The organism is Vibrio sp. 10N.222.47.A9, from assembly GCF_963872585.1.
Taxonomy (GTDB): domain Bacteria; phylum Pseudomonadota; class Gammaproteobacteria; order Enterobacterales; family Vibrionaceae; genus Vibrio; species Vibrio splendidus.
Genome location: NZ_CAWNBB010000058.1, coordinates 1 through 19,936 on the forward strand (window position 1 = coordinate 1; position 19,936 = coordinate 19,936).

At 43.4% G+C, this 19,936-nt stretch carries 17 protein-coding genes and 1 pseudogene; 5 read left to right on the forward strand and 13 right to left on the reverse strand.

Annotation, left to right across the window (positions count from 1 at the left end):
• Window positions 1–4,428: conjugative transfer relaxase/helicase TraI (gene traI / locus AACT19_RS19455; protein WP_076648252.1), on the forward strand; the 4,428-nt coding region annotated here is incomplete at its 5' end.
• Between the two features lie 18 nt (window positions 4,429–4,446).
• Here the strand turns inward: traI and AACT19_RS19460 are convergent.
• The 9 genes from AACT19_RS19460 to AACT19_RS19500 all read right to left on the reverse strand — a co-directional run bounded on the left by AACT19_RS19460 (window position 4,447) and on the right by AACT19_RS19500 (window position 11,031).
• Window positions 4,447–4,806, reverse strand: a complete 360-nt coding sequence (locus tag AACT19_RS19460; RefSeq protein ID WP_016790675.1) for a hypothetical protein — start codon at window positions 4,804–4,806, stop codon at window positions 4,447–4,449.
• A 590-nt stretch (window positions 4,807–5,396) separates the two neighbouring features.
• The gene (locus AACT19_RS19465) at window positions 5,397–5,840 is read right to left on the reverse strand and encodes a lytic transglycosylase domain-containing protein (RefSeq protein WP_076648325.1); all 444 of its coding nucleotides are present in this window, start codon (window positions 5,838–5,840) and stop codon (window positions 5,397–5,399) included.
• Between the two features lie 55 nt (window positions 5,841–5,895).
• Window positions 5,896–6,231 carry a type I restriction endonuclease subunit M gene (locus AACT19_RS19470; RefSeq protein ID WP_076648255.1) on the reverse strand — a complete coding sequence of 112 codons (336 nt, stop codon included), beginning with the start codon at window positions 6,229–6,231 and terminating at the stop codon, window positions 5,896–5,898.
• Between the two features lie 76 nt (window positions 6,232–6,307).
• Window positions 6,308–6,694: a DUF7659 family protein gene (locus AACT19_RS19475; protein WP_076648258.1), complete on the reverse strand. Its 387-nt coding sequence runs from the start codon at window positions 6,692–6,694 to the stop codon at window positions 6,308–6,310.
• A gap of 40 nt (window positions 6,695–6,734) precedes the next feature.
• Window positions 6,735–7,118 (reverse strand): hypothetical protein, encoded by a 384-nt coding sequence (locus AACT19_RS19480; protein ID WP_076648261.1) that lies wholly within the window; start codon window positions 7,116–7,118, stop codon window positions 6,735–6,737.
• Between the two features lie 712 nt (window positions 7,119–7,830).
• Window positions 7,831–8,148: a DUF1640 domain-containing protein gene (locus tag AACT19_RS19485; RefSeq protein WP_076648264.1), complete on the reverse strand. Its 318-nt coding sequence runs from the start codon at window positions 8,146–8,148 to the stop codon at window positions 7,831–7,833.
• Window positions 8,149–8,251: 103 nt separating this feature from the next.
• Window positions 8,252–8,737, reverse strand: a complete 486-nt coding sequence (gene radC, locus AACT19_RS19490) for a RadC family protein (protein WP_076648267.1) — start codon at window positions 8,735–8,737, stop codon at window positions 8,252–8,254.
• Window positions 8,738–8,788: 51 nt separating this feature from the next.
• Window positions 8,789–9,220 carry a hypothetical protein gene (locus tag AACT19_RS19495; RefSeq protein WP_076648270.1) on the reverse strand — a complete coding sequence of 144 codons (432 nt, stop codon included), beginning with the start codon at window positions 9,218–9,220 and terminating at the stop codon, window positions 8,789–8,791.
• A 908-nt stretch (window positions 9,221–10,128) separates the two neighbouring features.
• Window positions 10,129–11,031 (reverse strand): RepB family plasmid replication initiator protein, encoded by a 903-nt coding sequence (locus tag AACT19_RS19500; protein WP_076648273.1) that lies wholly within the window; start codon window positions 11,029–11,031, stop codon window positions 10,129–10,131.
• A 479-nt stretch (window positions 11,032–11,510) separates the two neighbouring features.
• On the opposite strand from AACT19_RS19500, the gene AACT19_RS19505 reads away from it, so the two are divergent.
• Both AACT19_RS19505 and AACT19_RS19510 read left to right on the forward strand, forming a co-directional pair.
• On the forward strand, window positions 11,511–12,761 hold the full coding sequence (locus AACT19_RS19505; RefSeq protein WP_016786995.1) for a ParA family protein: 1,251 nt from the start codon (window positions 11,511–11,513) through the stop codon (window positions 12,759–12,761).
• Between the two features lies 1 nt (window position 12,762).
• Window positions 12,763–13,782 (forward strand): ParB family protein, encoded by a 1,020-nt coding sequence (locus tag AACT19_RS19510; protein WP_016786994.1) that lies wholly within the window; start codon window positions 12,763–12,765, stop codon window positions 13,780–13,782.
• Window positions 13,783–13,950: 168 nt separating this feature from the next.
• On the opposite strand, the gene AACT19_RS25530 is transcribed toward AACT19_RS19510, so the two are convergent.
• Window positions 13,951–14,019 (reverse strand): DUF4113 domain-containing protein, encoded by a 69-nt coding sequence (locus tag AACT19_RS25530; RefSeq protein WP_241814490.1) that lies wholly within the window; start codon window positions 14,017–14,019, stop codon window positions 13,951–13,953.
• 96 nt (window positions 14,020–14,115) lie between these two features.
• A pseudogene (locus AACT19_RS19515) lies at window positions 14,116–14,293 on the reverse strand (helix-turn-helix domain-containing protein).
• Window positions 14,294–14,540: 247 nt separating this feature from the next.
• On the opposite strand from AACT19_RS19515, the gene AACT19_RS19520 reads away from it, so the two are divergent.
• Entirely contained in the window at window positions 14,541–15,170 is a 630-nt protein-coding gene (locus AACT19_RS19520; protein WP_076648276.1) for an IS6 family transposase, read from the forward strand.
• A 249-nt stretch (window positions 15,171–15,419) separates the two neighbouring features.
• On the opposite strand, the gene AACT19_RS19525 is transcribed toward AACT19_RS19520, so the two are convergent.
• On the reverse strand, window positions 15,420–15,938 hold the full coding sequence (locus AACT19_RS19525) for a DUF6622 family protein (protein WP_076648279.1): 519 nt from the start codon (window positions 15,936–15,938) through the stop codon (window positions 15,420–15,422).
• Window positions 15,939–15,975: 37 nt separating this feature from the next.
• Window positions 15,976–16,194 carry a hypothetical protein gene (locus AACT19_RS19530; protein WP_076648282.1) on the reverse strand — a complete coding sequence of 73 codons (219 nt, stop codon included), beginning with the start codon at window positions 16,192–16,194 and terminating at the stop codon, window positions 15,976–15,978.
• 627 nt (window positions 16,195–16,821) lie between these two features.
• On the opposite strand from AACT19_RS19530, the gene AACT19_RS19535 reads away from it, so the two are divergent.
• Window positions 16,822–19,872 carry a non-ribosomal peptide synthetase gene (locus tag AACT19_RS19535; protein ID WP_076648285.1) on the forward strand — a complete coding sequence of 1,017 codons (3,051 nt, stop codon included), beginning with the start codon at window positions 16,822–16,824 and terminating at the stop codon, window positions 19,870–19,872.
• The last annotated feature ends 64 nt before the right edge of the window (window positions 19,873–19,936 follow it).

Genomic DNA, 19,936 nt, shown 5'->3' on the forward strand with positions numbered 1-19,936 from the left:
TACCACTCCACCAAACAGTTCCACGTGGTCAATGTACACGGCTCATCACAAGATATTGCGCAGCAGCTACTCAATGTAGGCAATCACAGTGGTAAACGCGTCCAGTTGGTCTCCCAAAGCGTGAAAGCCAAGACAGAGGGCATGGAGAGCGTACAGCGCAAGAGTCAGACACTCAGCGCCTGGGTCGGCCAGCTCTTTTCACCAGAGCAGAGACACACCACCCACAGCTTACTGCAAAGCGATACGCCGCTGACCAATAAAGACGTCTTGCTCATCGATGACGCCAATAAGATGAGTGCCAATGAGTTGTTAGCCCTCACCGACAAAGCCAAACAATCGAGCAGTAAAGTGGTGATGCTTAATCGTGTATCAAGCCGTCAGGGATTTAAAGCCAATAACGCTATCTCGCTGTATCAAAAAGGCAATGTGGAGAGTCATTCTTGGGTCGGCAAGCGAGCCAACAACACCAACGTGAAACTGCATGACAATGACACCGATAGGATAGCGCGGGTGTACTCAGACCTCCCCGATAAAGCCAACACGCAAGTGATTGCCACCTCCAGCGTCGAGCAGCGGCGGTTAACCGAAGCGATACGGGGCCAACTGAAAAATACCGGCGCCCTCACCAGACACGAAACCACCCTATTCACTCAAACCCCTCACCACCTCTCTAAAGCGCAGCAACCCCTCGTCCAACACTACAAACCTGGCATGACACTCACCCATTGGGAGAAAAACAAACCTCAGAGTTTTGTCATCGCCAGTATCGATAAAGAGAGCAACACCATGACCGCACTCAGCAAACACGATGGACAGTCACACACCTTTGACCCGTCCAGTCGCGCCTTTAAGCACATGAAGATGCAAATCAATAAACCGCAAAGTCTCAATATCGCCCAAGGCGAACGCCTTCAAACGCTAGGCAAACACTTCCCTGCTGGCTTGGACGCGAACCAAAGCTACCTTGTCACTCACATTGACAAAGAAAGCCTCACGCTTGAGAGCAAAGGGGAAACGCAGCGCGTCAACTTAGAGAGCTTAAAAGACGCGCCGCTGCAATACGACTACGTTCATAGCGCCCACCATATTGAGCCAAAAGCCCATACTTTACTGTCTGGCAAAGCGTTTACCCTATCTAAGCCCCTGATAAACGACCTGACTGAAAAAACAGAGCGCCTTGATATCTTCACCGACAAACCAGACAAAGCCCAAAGCGCACTCGAAAAAGAACAGGTCTCCCCTTCGGCCATTGAGCGTGTATTACAGACGCAAAACGTCAACGACCGCTACCTAAACGATGCCACCCAAGATTGGCTAAAGCAGGATGTCAGTCAAGCGCTGTCAGCACTCGCGCAAGCGCAAAACGCCCCGCTCATCGAAAAAGCGGTCAGCTTTGCCCTGAACCACCTCTCAGAGCGAGAAGCGGCGTTTAGCCAAAAAGCCTTAGTGGTGGAAGCGGTGCGTTACGCCTTTGAAGAAGCCGGAGGCTCTATTACCAAAGAGCAGGTTGAAACAGAGCTGACTAAACGCAGCGACACCCTCTCTGCAGAGTACAGTGACGGCACACGCTGGACGACGCAAGCCGCGCTAGAAACTGAAAAGCGCATCTTGCAAAACATCGATGATGGTAAAGACCAACATCAACCTTTTGCAACGCCTAAGCAGGTGCAAGACTTTCTCGACACCAAGCCTCGCCTAACCCAAGGGCAAAAGGACGCCATCACCCTTATCTCAACCACCAAAGACAGCTTTGTGGCCATCCAAGGGTTAGCCGGTACAGGTAAGTCCACCATGCTTGAATCCAATATTGAACTTATCCAGTTAGTGAAAGAAGCCAGCCAGCAACCAGAGCAAAGTGTCATCGGTCTTGCGCCCACGCACGCAGCCGTGGCAGAGCTCGAAAGCAAAGGTGTGAAAGCGCAGACACTGGAAAGCTTGCTTTCTGACATCAGGCAAGGCAATCGAGAAGCCAGTGACTATCAACACACCTTATTCTTTCTTGATGAAAGCTCCATGGTCAGCAACAAGCAAGCCGATGAGTTCACAAAGCTGGTCAATGACAGTCAATCCAAAACAGCCAAGTTGGGCGATAAAGAGCAGCTTTTATCGCTCAGTGCCGGCAAACCCTTTGAACTGGCCATAAGCCAAGGCCGCATCGATACCGCTTACATGACCGACATCATCCGTCAGCAAAACGACACCTTACTTAATGCGGCGCAAAACACCATTGATAAGCAGCCACAGAGCGCCCTGGATAAACTCCAGCAGCAAGCCCCTGATACTCAAGGTAACAGTCAACATGTCATTTCTACGCTGAATGAAAACGACAAAGACCGACGCAGAGCGCAGCTCACCGCCACAGAAAAACTGCCCTATGTGGTCGCCAAAGACTATTTAGAGCGCACCCCCGAAACGCGAGACAACACACTGATTATCGCGTACACCAACCAGGAGCGAGACACCATCACCGAACACATCCGTGTCGGCTTGATGAAAAAGAGTGAATTAGGCAAAGAGAACGTCATCGCAACGAGGCTACGCTCAATCGGCGCGACGGGGGAAGAGCTCACCACCATGATGCCGTATCAAAAAGGCTTGATACTGAGCACCAAGCCCGGTGAGTACACCACCATCACTCACGTGGATTCTGAGCATGGCGTAGTAACACTTCAAGACGCAAGTACAGGTAAGACAAGGCCGTTCTTACCGCGTAACCGTGATCACCGTTTCACCACCCTGTTCTCTACGTCAGAAAAGCCACTTTCAACCGGTGATAAAATCATCACCCGTTTTACCGATAAAGAGCGCGGCATTAAAGCCAACGTGGAGTACCGCATCACGCAAGCGAATACAGACCGTGTTATCGCTCAATCTAAGACAGGACAAACACTCAACCTTAACCCTAATGCGCTTAAAGACGGGCACTGGGACTACGCCTACAGTCGAACCGCAGACATGGCGCAAGGGTCCACCTATCAACACGTCATTAGCGCGATACAAAGCAAAGGCGCACTGACCAACTTAAGACGCGCCGGTATCGATGTGACTCGTGCCAGTCAGCACATTCGGCTCTATACCGACAACACCAAACAACTGGTCAAAAGCTGGCTTTCTAAAGAGAGCCATAAAGCCAGTGCGATAGAAACCCTTAACCAAATCCCACCCAAAGACACCACTTACTTTAACCGTAATGCCCTCCCTCATGAGGACGTCCGATTCCAAAATAAAAGCGGTGACTTTGACTACAACACATTTAGGGAGCACATCAACACACAGCTACCCAAATACACCGAAAGCCTCGCCATTCAGTTATTAGGCCAGCCGAATCAATCCAAATCAGACCGGGATTACTTAACCTTTGGCATTGGTAAATCAGCCATTAAAGTGACCTTAACCGGAGAGCATCGAGGGTATTTTAAAGACTACACCACAGGCGAAAAAGGCGCATTGATTAACCTAATTATGAGTCATAAGGAAATGAATTATAAAGCCGCGATGAATGAAGCGCACAAGATGCTCAATGAGCCAGATAAATATCAATTGGAGGAAAACAATAAACACGACAAATTACTGAGCACCACCCCAAGGCATATTGCGCAGTTTGAAGAGCGGGCTAAGGATTATATCAATCAAAGCTTACCGGTGGATAACACGCTGGCCCAAACGTACTTAAACAAGCTCGGCGTCAATAACATTGAAAATAACCAGGTTAAGTTCCACCCTGCGGTCTATTCATCCGAAGATAGATCTCTTCATCCTGCGATGTTAACCAACATCCACAATAAAGAAGGTGAAACCAAAGCCATTGAAGTGATCTATTTAGACACTCAAGGCAATAAAGACACCTCCTTAGATATTAATCCAAGAACCCTAGGCACAAAGTCCAAACAATTAACCCAATTCCATCAAGGAGAGAATTTAAACACCACCATCATCAGTACCTCGATTGAGAACTCTTTCTTAATTCGAGACCAAACCCAAGGACAGATTGACATTATCAATGTCAATCATAAGAACGATATTCAAAACATCTCTACCGATGAACTGAGACAGAACATCATTATTGTATTAAATCACGGCAACCACGATTTAAACCCGAACAACATTGAAAAAATCGTCGAGAACTTTAATGGTCGAGACATTCAATTCATGTCAGATGATAATCTTAAAGAGGACATTAAATCGTGTATTGATAAACTAGAGCGAGATAACAGCGCACATAGCCTTGAATTAAGTGAGACGTACACTTCTCATCAAGAGAGCGAATTAGACACCCTCAACTATAATGAGAAAAAAGAAACCGACAGCCAATCACTCGACCACTTTGAGCCAAAAGAATATTCACCTCAACAAGAGATGGCATTGAATCACTCAGAGAAAGAGAGCCATTGGGAAGACAGAGAAATCGACAGAGAGTTAGAGCGATAATATAAGGGTAGCCAGTGGCTACCCTTTTTTTTCGCCTTCAAGATACTCGTCGACGCTTTTATCAACCAAAGCGGTGTTGGATTTTCTTTGCTCAATCGAATCCGCTTTATTCTTATAATATCCCTCCCCATCAAAGCTATGCGCCAAATTTAAATTTAGCACGCCTTGTACCTGCCTAACCCTACGATACGTTTCTTCCATCAACTCACGGTTCGACGGCCGCTCATCGTCACTGTCATTCAGTTTGATGCGCAACGCCAAGGTAAAAAGCTGACGAGTTGCCTCGGCATCACTTAACTTTTCTCTGTCTCTGAATTTCTTAAAATCTTGCTCTAGCTTCCCTCGAAGGGAGCTTTGTAAAGGGTAAGAACGTGACATAATTTAGCTTTTCCTCCTCAATGAATGTCAATGAAGCCCACCTTTAAGCCCCAATGAAATCCAATAAATTCTCAATGTAAACCCATTGTACTTAGTTTCAAAAAAACCGCTACAACCTTACCCATAAAGGGATAAATAACAATTCAATTAAATCCCATTGAATTTAGATTTAAATCACCACAACCCCTTACACAGAAAGGCGTCAATGATAATTCAATGTGATTACATATTTTTACACTGGGATTTCAGCGGCTAATTAGTTGAGATTTTGAAAATTTTTTCACGCTCTACCTTGCCTCCAATACCAACTGTAAGTTATTGTTTTTATTGTCTTTATATTTCTCACAGACAACCATTCACATTGAAATCAATGTGCCGTGGTGTGTGGTCACCAACTCAACTAACCAACAACTCAGAACGAAGGATCTGAGTTCCTTAATCAAAACGACGGGAAAAACTGACAGCGAAAGACAAAAGCCGACCAGGTGGCGAATGAATCTGACGAACGAGGGATGCGGGGGATTTGGAAATTGAAGGAAGAAAGCGAGAGGAAAAGCTGAAGGCCTTGCACCGTTATGGTGCGAGGCCTTTTATTGAACGTTCATCTTAAAATAAACCGATTGGACTTTTTGGATGTATATTTTTCTGGCGTTCTCGGTGCGTTTGGAAAAACCCGCATTATACGCGCCGACGCTGTTCCAGTTATAACCATGACTAGAAAAATTAGAACTTAATACCCACGCGCCAAGATGAACATTAAAGCAAGGATGATAGATGTTTGTTTCATTCACATTAAATTCGGATAGTCGATCAAACCAATGGGAATTAATTTGCATCAATCCAAAATCACGGCTGACGACTTGACCGGATTGGTTTTTATTTTCATTGTACGCGTTCGGCTTTAGGCTACTTTCTACCGTGGCAATGGATTTTAAAAGCTGTGGATCGACATTATAAAATCGCCCTGCCTCATCAAAGCAAAAAGCCCAACTGAAACACGGCGATAACAACGAAAGATAAAGTAATGGTTTCATCATAAAAAAGAGCCCTGATAATAGGACTCTCATTTTATGCCACCCCATTGAGATATCAATATTCACAAGGTAATAAAATTGTGGTCACGCTACGGTCACGTTCGGTTATTATCCAAACAGACTGTTTACAAATAGTATAACTCGATATCACTCGCTCGCCTGTTTTGGTTGCTTCGTCATTGGTCATTTTATCTTCAATGCAAGTCTCTCCCCAATCCCCATTTTGGTGACGCTGAAAATAAATCGACAAGTTAACACCGACATTATTCTCTAGTAATAATTGGATACCTTGCGTATAGACCACTTTACCCAGCGAGAACGGTACGGCCGTACACATGTAACATTTTGCTTTTGTTTCTTCTCTATCTTGTGTAGCATTCAGAATGTTCATTAAATCTAACTCCGATGTGATTGAACATGCCTTGATATTTGATGGAACAAATATCAAGGCGCTTTAATGTTAACGCCTAATAAACGTCTTCCGTTTTACGAATATGATTAAACAATTCATAAATTTCATCGTAAGTGATGCCATACCCTTCGAGCTTTTCCACACAATCACAAATATCATTGGTGTAGAAACACTCATGATTAAATAACTCACGGCGAATGATCGCCTTTTTACCATTCTCTTTGATATCTTCAGCGATCCCTTCTTGAGCGATAGAATCCAAACGGATCATTAATTGCTTGGCATTATCAACTGGGCAAATTAACCCCATACCTAGTGATGCGTATTTCACGCTATCTTTTTTTGCCTCATCGGACTGTTGATTAGAAAAAGCAAAGAACGCCCCAGCATCATTAAAAGCCTGAGTTTGTTTGTCTTGAATATAGTGTGAGAGATATTTCATTATTTAAGTCTCCATTTTATAACTAAGGGGTATCAACTCTTTATACTTCGATATATTGATGGCTATCTGTCACCCACCCCATGACGACAGCACGACTATTCAGCCCTACCTTATTTGTTTCAGTAATCACATGACCTCTCGCGATGCCTTGCCCCCAATACGGCTTATTGAGTTCTGTTTCTGGGAATAAAACCGTCAGTTCTAGCCAAACACTGGAATGCCTGGCTCTTGCTTTTACATGAGCGGCAATCACGACAATATTTTCCACAGAGGTTGATCCTGATAGGGCAACATCACGACTTGGCTCTACTGGTTGCAGACGCTTAGAGATATCATTTTTTGGTGAGCTTTCGTGCTCCAGCGGCGAAACGCTGGTCACTGAATTTGAATTAGAGAGAGTTAGGTTTGAATTTTGTTGCGCCATGAGGATTTTCCTTTTGTTTGAGTATCACTTTTCGGAGCCGCTTGGCTGTCCGCTCTCTCACCATCGTTCTGCTTTGCAAGGGCGCGCAGCGTTCATTTACCCTTGCAAATCAGGTTGTGGGGAGAGACGGTTAACAGCCTGCGAGCCCGTAAATGATGCGAGAGAAAGGAAATCGGCGCATAAGAAAACAAGCCTTACTCGAACTTATTCAAAGGTAGGGAAAGCAACGAGGAGGTACGACGAGGCGTAGCGAACGCAGTGAGAGGAGTGCGTTCAGGATTGCAGCGATATCCTTTTAGATAGGGGCTGTAGAGAGGCACATCCTGGGGCGGCACGCAGTGACTCACCAGGGTGATGTCACTCTTAGGCCATAGATAAAAGATACAAGCGAAAAGCCTTGCCCGAAGGGTAACGCCCAAGTTAAGCCCTTATCACGACGCTGTGCTTCAAATCCGCTTTAAACGATCATCATAAAAAACTCGTCAATTGAGCCCTATCAGCCACGCAACCACAAATTGACATCAATACACAGCAATACAATCAAGCATCGAGTCAATGGGCCTACAGTCCTCCTGAGAGCCAGCTTGACGACCGCTTGCGGTCGAGCCTTTGGCTCAACCTCTTTTGCGCAGAAACCCAAGCGTACACAGCAATCACGAGGTAAAAAAAATGCCTCTAGAATAAGAGGCATTTCAGAAAACATATTTGAACATTAAACGTTGATATGAGTACCAACCCAAAACGCGGCACCGGCTACCGTCGCAATCATCGCGAAGGCTGTTGCAATAATGAGTTTTTTAAGGGAACTCACTTCATTACGAACCCCCTGGACCTCATTCCGAACGCCTTGAATATCAGATTTCAGCTCATTACGAACCGCTTCAATTTTATCTGAAAGATCATGACGAACCGCTTCGATCTTCTGATCGAGTTCTTTACGCGTATCATTTAACTGCTCTTGAGTGGCAGCATGAGCGGTTAGGTTGATCAGCTCTTCAACGCTTAATGTGACTTTGCTTGATTCAGACATAATAGAAACCTTATTTAATTGTCTTTAGTTTACTGCATTACGTTACCGAAGTCATTCACGCCAGAATAGGCGTGAATGAGAGACATTTTTCACTAACTAATGGTTATATCCAACCACGCTCCGCAAACGACACCACATCTTCAAAAGACACAACGAAGTGATCGAGTACTCGAATATCAACCAAGGCTAACGCGTCGGTCAATCGTCGAGTAATACGTCGATCGGCTTGGCTGGGTGTGGCATCACCGCTGGGATGGTTATGATAAAAAATGACCGCGCTTGCATTTGTGGCCAGTGACTCTTTGACCACTTCACGCGGGTAAACGGAGGCCGCATTAATGGTGCCGTTAAACATCTCTTTTATGCGTAAAACTCGATGCTGACTATCAAGAAATATCACCCCAAACACTTCGCTTTCATTGGAAGCGAGTGAAGTCTGACAAAATGACTTCACCAATTCAGGGGAATTGAGTGGCGTCTGCTCTGACACAAACAACTTAGATTTTAAAATGCTCGCGGCATGGTTCAAGATATCTTTTTCTTCGACTGAGAAAAGGCTGTGATTAGAGTAGTTAGCAAGTACAGACATAATAGATCCCTTTTAATATTTAAAGTCGTGATGGGCGGCGCTCAGTCCGTGTTATTGGCCATACAAGCTAGTCAGAAGGTCTTTCGCTATTGCTTGATGCTTAGCGGTCGTTTCAACGTTTCTCTCTTCTTTTTTCGCGTAGGCATAATCTTCTCGCATCTGTTTCACAGTCGTCACTCGGTCACATACGCTAATGCTCACCCCTTTTCCTTTCTGGCTTTCCTCCAAGATCAAAGAATCGGTATAACCAAACTCCTTAAGTAAAATCTCATGCACTTTGACCGCTCGAACAGTCGAATTAAAGTCAGTGGAATTTACCCAGATAAGTCCTTTTGAAACCGTAGCTGAAACAGTCGAACGAACTGCACGTTCAACGACCTGACAGGAGATATCATTTTTTGGTGAGCTTTCGTGCCCAGCGGCGAAACGCTGGTCGCTGAACATCGATTTAGAGAGAGTTGGGCTTGAGTGTCGTTGTGCCATGAGGAGTTTCCTTTCTGTTTGAGTATCACTTTTATGGAGCCGCTTGGCTGTCCCTACCTCAAACAGGGTTCTTCTCTGCAGGGGCGCGAAGCGTTCATTTACCCTTGCAGAAAAGGTTCTGATTGAGGAGGGTTAACAGCCTACGAGCCCCATCAAATGATGCGAGTCGAAAGGAAAACCGGCACATAAGGCAACAAGCCCTTACTCGAACTTAATGGATGTCAGTAAAAGGAGTGAGGAGGCACGACAAGCGGCAACGAGGAAGAATGACGAGGAGCTGGCGTTCAGGATTGCAGCGATATCCTTTTAGATAGGGACTGTAGAGAGGCACATTCTGGGGCGGCACGGAGTGACTCATCAGGGTGATGCCACTCTTAGGCCATAGGTGAAAGATACAAGCGAAAAGCCTTGCCCGAAGGGTAACGCCCAGGATAACCCTTAATAACACAGAGCTTCAAAGCGGCCTTGAGCATTCATAATAAAAAATACAGCCTATAAAGTGTTGCAAGCCACAAAAAAAACAGTTAGTAACACCGATAAATTTTTATCCATTCTCATAGGTTGATTTTTTGAATCAATATCTTCATTAACTATAAAACTTCAACGTTCTTAACCTAAAAAATTCACGATGGAAATATTAATTCAGCTTTCGCCCTGGCACACAAGGGGGTTGTTTTTATCGAGATTTCCCTTTCTTTCATACTAAATCAGCACCTTAAGAATCCTTTCAGATTGGCACATAACTCTCTCTCATACACTTTTAAAGACTCAACCTAACGGTAAATGTGTCACGCCTGCATATTTAAAAGGTAAAATTGTCACGAACAGTTCATATAAATGTGAAGTAATAACAGGTAGAACTGTCACGAAGCCATAGCCTTTGTATGCACAGGCTAAATAATAAAGGCTTAAAGAGCCGTTAATGCTTTGATTGCTTCTTCACATAACATACCGCCAGATAAGGAAAATGCCGTAAGGTTGACTTTCAAAACTTGGAGTTCTTTTTGTGTGACGTTCTCTTTGGCCACTAGTTTACTATGAATAACTATGGCTTGTTCTAATGGTGATAGTTCTTCTTCGATAACTTGGGTAGATTTGTCACGAATGACGCTATCCCACTCAAAATTAATAAACATCTCACTATTGCGCTTTTCTTCAGTATATCTGAGATTTATATCTGTTTTCTTTGCAATATCCTCAACAGATGGCTTTAGGAACCGGCGCCTAAAGTCACTCATACGTTCGTAAGACTTAGGTAAGCAATAACGGTCAATCATCCACTGAACAGAGAACGAAACGCTATTGCGACGGTTGGACCATTGTTTAATCGACTCATAAAGCCTCATAGAGTGCCCTGAGCTTAGTTCCCCAGCATCACCAATCAGGAACTTTGTAAAATCAGACTTCACTGCTGTGATGATACTTATCAGCTCAGCATTGAAGAAAAACGTTGTCACACCACGCTTAGGCCGATGAGAGCGCTTCACCATCCAAGTAAAGCTGTCATAAGCTTTATCTTCTTTGGAGTCTTCATCTGGCAAGTAAAACACAACTTCTTTCCCTTTCATTGCATTCGCTGCAGCAGCAATTTCTTTGCTAGCGTTCTCACTTTTGAACAAGGAAGCGTAGCGGTGGGTATGAACATCTACGCTCACATGACCAAACTCAGTTGCCTTGTAATCGATAGGATTGTCTAAGAAGTGCCTTAATGCCAAATAAAGGATCCGTTTTTCATTTCGGCCAAGACTATAAGCTGCAGTAGTCAACGCGTTAGATTGCCGAAGAACATTCTGTTTTGTTATCTGTGACATTTCCACCTTAAGACCCGTGACAAATCATTTACCTGTCACGGTAGTAAGTATTTAGAAACAAAACAACTATTAATTGCGATTAATGGGAGGATAAACACAGACATTATAGAGATCAATCCGGTACATCTGTCACGAAATAAAGGTATATCTGTCACGCATCAAGGTATATCTGTCACGAAAAACTAGACATTACGGTACATTCGTCACAAAACAAGGTAGATCTGTCACGAAAAAGCAAGATAAGCCATTGATTTATAATGTATTTATATTACTAATAAGATCTTAATAAGATTATAAGAAGATATAAAAATTACTATAATAATCAATGTGGATAAATGGGATAAACCACGGAACACCTTAAAGATACCCACAGCAATATGACAATAAAATAAAATGAAACGATTTTGTATATTTTCAATTGTAATCGTTTCAGGAGAGGTATATATTGTTCAGGTACTCAGCTAAATAAAGGCTCCCCAATGCATGAACTAGATCGATTACAACAAATTGCTGAAAATATGAAAACTGAACAATTAAGTCACAAAGAGTTAATTGCTCAACGTACTCACATCAACGTTTCTGACGAAGAGATTGATGGTATGGATAGACTAATCTATAACCATTCTCTCAATAAAAAAGGATTTCGTGAGTTTACAAAACTCGCTCCTATTACATTTCAAAATCGAATCCGAAAGGCAATTGATGAGGGCGTGATACCGGAGCCGATCTACCAAAATAAACAGCACTTATTTACGCGCATGCATATCCACACATTAATGGATCATTGGGGAATGCAAAAATATAGCGATAAGTACAAACCAAGATCAGTTGCTGTAGAGAACCAAAAAGGTGGTACTGGTAAATCTTCAACTGCTGCAATACTAGCTACAGCATCAGCTTTAGACCTCAATATGAATGCCAAAGTACTGTTGATAGATCTGGACTCTCAAGGAACGCTAGGACAAAGCATGATTTCTACTAATGTAGAAGACGAAGCTATCTATCTCACAGCGGTTGATATTGCGTTGGGAAAAATGGAACGGACAGGCGACTACGCCAGCCTAGTTGAAGCAGGTTACACTGATCGCGAAATAATTTTGAATGCACCTTTCAGCACACATCTACCAAACCTCGATGTTATGCCAGCATTTAATACAGATGAACGCTTCCATGATCTATTCTGGCAAGCTCAAAGTAACGAAGATAAAACTAAGCTTATCAGCCGTTTTGCGCATGAAGTTATTCCGGTACTCAAAGAGAAGTACGATTTAATTTTTATTGATACACCACCGCAAGAATCACCATTAATCTGGATGGTTAATGAAGCGTTAGATTGTTTGTTGGTGCCTATTTCCCCGCGCGAATACGACTTTGCAGCGACAACCAACTATTTAATGACCACGCATGCTCGTTTCGAAGGATTACCTTCTAAAGGTGAGAACCTACTTTGGACACGCGTGCTTATCGTTAACCATGATGAAAAAAGTCCGTCCGAGTTAGACGTAATCGACAAATTAAGTCGTACAGTTCAGGACCGTTTACTATCGACCTATATTGTGCATTCTGAGCTAATTGCTACTGCAGCAGAGCTTAACCGAACCGCCTTAGATGTGGCTAAATCAGAGAAACGCGTAGCGCCTAAAAAACATGATGAAGCAATGACATCAATTAACTCTGTTTATAAACAATTCATTCGCGAAATAACCTCAATCTCAGTAAAAGGGAAATAGTATGACTAACAGCTGGGATCGAAAGGTCAGCAAAAAACAATTATTGGGTAAGTCTAGTTTAGGTCATGTTTCGCAAGGCAATAAATTATCGACACAAAACGTAAACAAGACAAAAAACTATAACTTTGAGGGTGGTGTTGTTTCAGCATCACACCGAATTATTCACGCGACAGACGTACAATTTAAGACCGATATTCATCCTTTAAACCCTCGCAACCAAAGGGCCTTGAATGTTACATCAGTAGCGGAAACACTAGCATCGATCAAGGCCAACGGTATTGATACTGATTGTATTGGTATATGGTCAGATGATAATAAAGAAATTTTGGTCATTGAGGGTAGTGTTCGTCGTTTTTGTGCTATCGAAACCAATAATGATTACCCAATTTGGGTTCTTCCAGCTGGTAGTGCTAGCAACAACGACATTCGTCGTTTGATTAGCGATGCAGATAGTAAGAAGCCTCATTCACTCAGAGAAAAAGGGGCATCTTATATTAAAGAAGCATTGGAGCTAGACAAGGAGGCTGAGAGCTTAACAATTGATGAACTGGCTAAACTTATTGGGATAGGGCGTGAGACTGTTAGAAAGGCAATGCAGGCGTACAAGCTGAACTCTCTTTTATTAGAAGCGATCCCAGATTACGAGGGGGTTTCAAATAGCATTTATCCTGAATTAGCTAAGGTTGAAAAGGCTATTGATAAAACGCAGTTGGATATGCATGTCTTTGTGAAGCAAGTAAAAGATAACGCTGGCTATCAACAAGCTTTAGAGATCGAATCAATTGGCGAAGCTCAAAAAAGGGTACTTGATATTATTCAAGCACTGAGCAAAAAAACGAGCAGCAAAACTCCAGTTAAAAAAGCAGAAACCATTGAACTTGCATCTTACTCAGATCGCTTTAAGTCAGCAATATTGAAAGTTTCTCCGAATGGTCGTAAGCACACCTTTGAGTTTAGTCGGATTGAGAAATCCGTTGTTGATGAAATTGAGAATTTCATACGTGAAAAACTTAAATCATAGCGATTAAATTCCCTACCTAAACCATGGCACCTGTCATGGTTTTTTTTAATTTTTGTGCCAAAGGCCGTTGTTTATTTAACTTACTGTTTCTAAAGCCATATCCAAAATTATTTAACCAAAAACAATGGGGTTGTTTTCCTCATCATATATTTTTGCAAGAAGGTCGATTCAACACATGATCTGAGGGAGATCTTTAAGTTTTGTCGTATATTGAGGCGATAAAAATTGACGACTCATCTGCCAATATTGTGTTGTACCTTGAGCGGCTAGAAAACGGCATCACGGCCAAATTTAGTACTGACAGCATCCAAAGCTTGCATCAGTGCTGGATTTTCAGGGGACATACAACCCAAATTTACGAGTTGTGGCCAGGTCTAATTTTTTGCTGAAACTACCTCTATTGATACCTAAAATCCTTGCTGACTTTGACTGATTACCGCGAGTATGAGTTATCAAACCATGTCGGTTCCAATTCTGCTCGAATAAGATTTTTTAAGTGGTCTTTGTTGATGGGTGTTAGTTAGTCATTCATAAAGGCTGGGGATCGTTAAGAGACGTAATAATTCTGCCAAATTTATCATGAAACCACCTTAAAATCTGCCAGCAACGAAAATTGATGTTATTCATGCTGTGACTTGGAGTCGCTTAAGGATCTGGTTCATGTAGAGTTTAGCTAAAACGGTTTATGTGGTTCTGTCGCAAACTTTGAGCCTTTAAGTTAAGATTTGCTTAATTTCTATCCATGAGACTGATTCTTAATGTTTAAAGGTTGCCACTTCCCCTCTGAAGTTATTCTCGAAACCGTACGTTATTACCTCGCCTATAAACTCAGTTATCGTGAAATTGAAGAGATTCAATTAGAGCGCGGTGTCGTTGTAGATCACGCCACGATTAATCGTTGGGTTATCAAATTTACGCCAATATTAGAGCACAAAGCGAGGTGTAGAAAGAAGCCCGTGTCTGACTCGTGGCGAATGGATGAAACCTACATCAAAGTAAAAGGCCAGTGGGTCTACTACTACCGAGCCGTCGATAAATTTGGGAAAGTAATCGATTATTATCTTAGCCCTAACCGTGATGAAGCTGCCGCTAAAGCCTTTCTGAATAAGGCGATTGCACAAAATGGTTTACCAAGGAAAGTCGTCATAGACGGAAGTAAGAGTAACTATGCGGCCATTGATTCGATGAATGTACAGCTCTGGTTGACGGGGTATTTTATGCTCTCCTTGGTAGAGATTTTGGACATTAAATATCTGAACAATATCGTTGAGCAGAGTCACCGTTGGTTGAAGCAAAAAACACGTCAAGCGCTGGGTTGGAAGTCAACGGAAGGAGCCTTGGCCAGTTTGCATGGTCGAGAAGTGTGGACGATGTTAAAACAAGAGTAGATAGATATTGAAGGGCAGACGGCCTTTGAGCGATTCTACGCACTCGCAGTATAATTGTATCTGTAGGGTTGGTCTGCCACGCCTCTAATTAGATTTGCGACAGAACCGTTTTAGCTCGTCTATTAGTTTTTCGAAGATACTTCTCTGACCTCTTCCTGCCCTAAGCAGCTACGCTGTCACAGGCGAGAGTTCTTATATTGCCATAAGAACAACTATGTATCGCTAATACGAATGAATCGGCGATACATCTTAAACTGCAGTAGTTGATTTTCTCGTTTTTACTACAACATTAAGGTTTCCTAACGTATTGCCCCAAAAAGAACCGATGCTAACTCCTGATAAAACACAGAAAACTGTGATAAAAGAAGCAGAGCTCACGATTTGGGGATCAACTGCAATAAAAGCAGAAAATACATAATGTGAAATAAAAGCAAAGAGTATCAGTAATAGAGAAATGGGTTGTCCCGGTAGTGTTAACATCATCGTATTGGGGTTATATTTAGCCTGACTAATGAAGACTCTATTAACTAATAGAAGACCTAATACTCCTACCACAAGAGAAGCGACAACTATGGTTAAGGTTAAGCTAGTCAACGGTACAGTTGTTGTGATGCCATAAATACCCCATATAAAGAAAAGCATAGGTATAATCAATAATCTTCCAACAGACACTTCCCTTGGTCTTAATGATGTAATCCCGCGACGGACTAAATAGGCAAAAAGAAACCATACCCAAACAGGTGTATTCCTAACTATTTCAATAAACATCTTTTAATCTCTTTTACAGGCGAAATCTTTACTTAAACTACATATCTAACGAAATAATAAGCTCTCTAACTTCGGCATTATTTAGGAAAAGTGTGTATTTTTTTGCTTCAACACAACCTAAAATTACCACTATAGCTCTAGTGCGTGTTTTAGGATCGCTCCACCAGTTAAACAAGGTGCTACGGCCAAAGCCACTCATTGCGACAACATCGCTTATTTTAATGTGTTTCTTCTTAGTAAACTCATTAAGTGTCATATTTGCAAGTCCTAAAAATAGACCTTAATAGGGAAATAAGTCTACATATTAGACTTTAAGTGGTCAAGCAAAGTTAGTCATGACTTTAGAGTTTTTCCAATACAATTGTTCTGATTCATTGGGCTGTTTTTGCCCAACCCCCGAAATGGGGTTGTAAGCCGGAACCCGCCAAAATTTTGCTAAATCATTTCATATAGGGGGTCTACGCCGGAACCGCCAAAATTTCCGACATAGGATTGTAAGAATGTGAGTCATTTGATTGGTATGGGAATTAAGTTTTTCTATCTACCTATACACTCTAATATCATTGATATGAAGGGCGAAAGGACAAGGATTTTAAGTATTTATTCAGTTGCTTGATACTATCAAGCTTTTCTATTCGTTTTTGGAGTGCCGCAATCGAATTTTCAGCCATAACAATATGGGTCTGTCACGCCTCTAACTATATTTGCGACAGAACCTGCTAGAAGGGAGGTGCGTCCATCACATCAAAGCCTAATCCCTCCCTAAATTAGTTTCCTTAATTAAATCCTAAGTTTTCATGTCTAGCTTCATGTGTAGAAACTGGTCAGTAAGAAAATATTCTCACTCGACTTCAGGAATACCTTAACCAGCGAGGTAAATATTGTGGAAAATAACAATCCTGTATTTGAAACTATTTCAATGCAATCGTCGATTTCCCCCGAGGCGATAGCGGTTATCTACAAAGACAAGTCGCTGACCTATTCTGATCTTGAGCTGCAATCAAACCAATTAGCGAGCTACTTAGTTAATCAATATCCTGATGGCGATAAAGGCAAAGTGGCGGTTTATCTTGAGCCTAGCCTGATGTTGCCTGTGGTGATACTGGGGGTGATGAAAGCTGGGTTCAGTTATGTGCCTCTCTCTTCGTTCCAGCCGACAAAACGCATTCAGCAAATCTTGGATGATTCCGATGCATTCGTCATCATCACCGATGAGCTACTGAGCAAAAAACCGAGCATGGCTGAGTGCGATACAGAGAAACTTAATGTTGCAGCGCTTGATCTAGCTGGCACTCTACACTGCCAATCATTGCCGAAGGTAAGCCATTCTGATTTGGCTTATACCCTTTACACATCAGGCTCGACGGGTGTGCCAAAAGGGGTAGAAGTTGAACATGGTAGCATGGCGTATTATCTCGATTGGTTTAATCACGATTTATGGCCTGAAACTCAGACAACTCTTCCGCTCACCTCCTCTCTAAGCTTTGCGGCTGCGGTGACTCAATTGTTTGCTCCATTGCTACGTGGCGACACCCTTCATATTCTTTCTGAAGGTACTTTGAATAACCCGCAACGACTCTTTGATTGGTTTCAGAACCGAACTAACACGGCGATCTACTGTGTCCCTACAATATGGAATGAGTTACTGAATTACCGCTGCTTAGTCGATAGCGAGCTGTCACTGCCTGAAACCGTTTTTCTATCCGGAGAACCTATCGGTGAAGACATTAAGCAACGTACGTTCGACAGCATCGAGAATGTGCGTTTGTTTAACCTATATGGCCCGACTGAAACAGTAGCAAACTGTGCGTTTACTGAGTTAGAGCAAGACCAGCCCGTGACTATAGGCAAAGCGTTGTCGGGAAGTGAGTTGTTTCTGCTCGATGAAAAGGGCGCATTAGTGACAGACGGCAGTGTGGGTGAAATCTGCATATGCGGCCCGGGCGTGGCTCGCGGATACAGTCATCGACCTGAATTGAGCGCAGAGCGTTTCTTCTCTCATCGCGGCCATAGCGCACATCGCACCGGAGATTTAGGTCAGTTCAACGCAAACGGAGACATGGTGTGCCTTGGTCGCAAAGATCGTCAGGTGAAAATTCACGGTGTGCGAGTTGAGTTAGGCGAAATAGAAGCCAATCTTCGTCAGTATAGTGAAGTAGCCGACGCTGCGGTGAAAATGGTCAATGGTGGGCTGGTGGCTTACTTGCTGACGGACAAAAAACCAAGTGCTTGGGATCTACGTGCTTTCCTTAGCGAGCGCTGCCCGAGCGCGATGATGCCCGCTCAATTTGTTTACCTTGAAAGTTTTCCAAAACTACCGAATGGAAAACTCGATAGCGCTCGTCTGCCCGAGCCAGCGCCAGTAAGGCCAAAACTGAATTATGATTGCAGCGTACCCACTAATGACCTTGAACAGGACCTTGTGGACATCTGGCAAGAAGTGCTCGGTTTTAGTGGCCTAGGCGTTGATGATGACTTCTTTGACTTAGGCGGGAACTCCTTGCAGGCGATGCGTGCCAGAACCCTGATTCGACGCCGCCTCTACAGCGAGATAGATTTCAAGCTCTTTTTCAGCAATGCGACGCCGCGTAAATTGGCTGCAGTCGTACCTTATTACTTAGCGGATGACTTGGATGACGCGACATCCACTCCAAATAAGAAGAATCAAGAAGCGCAATTCGAACCGCTCACATCGCAACAGGCTTACTTCCTGACGTTAGAACAAACAAGCGCTAACCCGAGAGCCTACCAGCCTGCGTTTTGTATTTACCTTGAAGGAAAGGCAAGTTCGGAGAGTGTGGAATGGTGCCTCAATCGGGTGTTGGCCAGCAACCCAATCCTGACTACTCAATTCGATCTCGATAACTTTACCGCTAAAGAAGGTGGCTATGATGCGAGAAAAGTAGAGATTCCGCACCGCAAGATTGAGCATGTGTCGGGCAAACTCAGTGAAATGTCGTATTGTGATTTGCTGGATATCGCAGACATGCCGGATATCTATATTGACAGAGAACCACCGATTCGCCTGGCATTATTGAGCAAAAATGACGATGAACATGTGGTCGTTGTACGTGTCCACCACGCTGTGTTTGACCATGATTCCATTGGCATATTCTTTGAGCAATTTGTTCAGGCTTACCGCGCTTATATGGCAGGAGATTTTGGTTTTGCGCAGCATCACCAACACTACTTGAGCTTGAAACAGCATCGCGGTGCGATGGTGGATGAAGAAAGCCAGATGCAATTTTGGTTGTCGACATTGAATCGCTATCTGACAAAAGGTGCAGACAGTTCGTTGTACCCAAAAGCGGATTACCCATCACCACAAGGCTACGCTGTGGAACTTTCCCAGCCTCTCAGCCAAGCGATAAAAGACTTTGCCCACGCACACAATACAACGACTTATGTCGTGTTACTCACGCTGTTTAATCTAGTGTTAAACCACGAAACTCGTTATCACAACATAACGATTGGCTTGCCTGTCTCCAATCGAGCCCTTTGTCAGCACGATGGTCAGCTCGGCTGTTTCGTCAACATGGTCACCTACCATGAGCAGGTTGATCAAGTAGATAGCGTTGTGGGCTTGATTGAAGCCAGCAGCAAAGCGATCTACTCATTGATAGAAAATCAGTCCGTATCCTATCTAGAACTTGCTGATGAAATGCGAAGTAAAGGCTGGCTCGAGAAACTGCGTTTCCCTGTCACGTTTAATTATCTTTCTACGATGCCGGAAGCTACAGAGGTGCAAGGCTGTCACATGAAAGTTCAACACATCGCTGAGCAATCTGCTCGATGTGACTTGACCTTAACTGTCGACGACAGCGAGCAGTTGACCCTCAATTTTGACTATGAAAGTACGGCGTTTACCAAGCAGCAGATCACCTTGCTGGTAGAACAATACTTGGCTCTGATTTCAGACACATTATCTCTATAATGCAGAGTATCTCCGGCTCGCAGGGAGCCGGAGATGAATAACGATTGAATATGGGGAGATGAAT

What these genes read in the sequence shown, in the direction of transcription:
- AACT19_RS19500 (WP_076648273.1), bottom strand. Translation starts at nt 11,031, where the DNA reads ATGTCACAGATAACAAAACAGAATGTTCTTCGGCAATCTAACGCGTTG.
- AACT19_RS19525 (WP_076648279.1), bottom strand. Translation starts at nt 15,938, where the DNA reads ATGTTTATTGAAATAGTTAGGAATACACCTGTTTGGGTATGGTTTCTT.
- AACT19_RS19470 (WP_076648255.1), bottom strand. Translation starts at nt 6,231, where the DNA reads ATGAACATTCTGAATGCTACACAAGATAGAGAAGAAACAAAAGCAAAA.
- AACT19_RS19465 (WP_076648325.1), bottom strand. Translation starts at nt 5,840, where the DNA reads ATGAAACCATTACTTTATCTTTCGTTGTTATCGCCGTGTTTCAGTTGG.
- AACT19_RS19495 (WP_076648270.1), bottom strand. Translation starts at nt 9,220, where the DNA reads ATGGCACAACGACACTCAAGCCCAACTCTCTCTAAATCGATGTTCAGC.
- AACT19_RS19505 (WP_016786995.1), top strand. Translation starts at nt 11,511, where the DNA reads ATGCATGAACTAGATCGATTACAACAAATTGCTGAAAATATGAAAACT.
- AACT19_RS19530 (WP_076648282.1), bottom strand. Translation starts at nt 16,194, where the DNA reads ATGACACTTAATGAGTTTACTAAGAAGAAACACATTAAAATAAGCGAT.
- AACT19_RS19460 (WP_016790675.1), bottom strand. Translation starts at nt 4,806, where the DNA reads ATGTCACGTTCTTACCCTTTACAAAGCTCCCTTCGAGGGAAGCTAGAG.
- radC (WP_076648267.1), bottom strand. Translation starts at nt 8,737, where the DNA reads ATGTCTGTACTTGCTAACTACTCTAATCACAGCCTTTTCTCAGTCGAA.
- AACT19_RS19485 (WP_076648264.1), bottom strand. Translation starts at nt 8,148, where the DNA reads ATGTCTGAATCAAGCAAAGTCACATTAAGCGTTGAAGAGCTGATCAAC.
- AACT19_RS19510 (WP_016786994.1), top strand. Translation starts at nt 12,763, where the DNA reads ATGACTAACAGCTGGGATCGAAAGGTCAGCAAAAAACAATTATTGGGT.
- AACT19_RS19480 (WP_076648261.1), bottom strand. Translation starts at nt 7,118, where the DNA reads ATGGCGCAACAAAATTCAAACCTAACTCTCTCTAATTCAAATTCAGTG.
- AACT19_RS19520 (WP_076648276.1), top strand. Translation starts at nt 14,541, where the DNA reads ATGTTTAAAGGTTGCCACTTCCCCTCTGAAGTTATTCTCGAAACCGTA.
- AACT19_RS19475 (WP_076648258.1), bottom strand. Translation starts at nt 6,694, where the DNA reads ATGAAATATCTCTCACACTATATTCAAGACAAACAAACTCAGGCTTTT.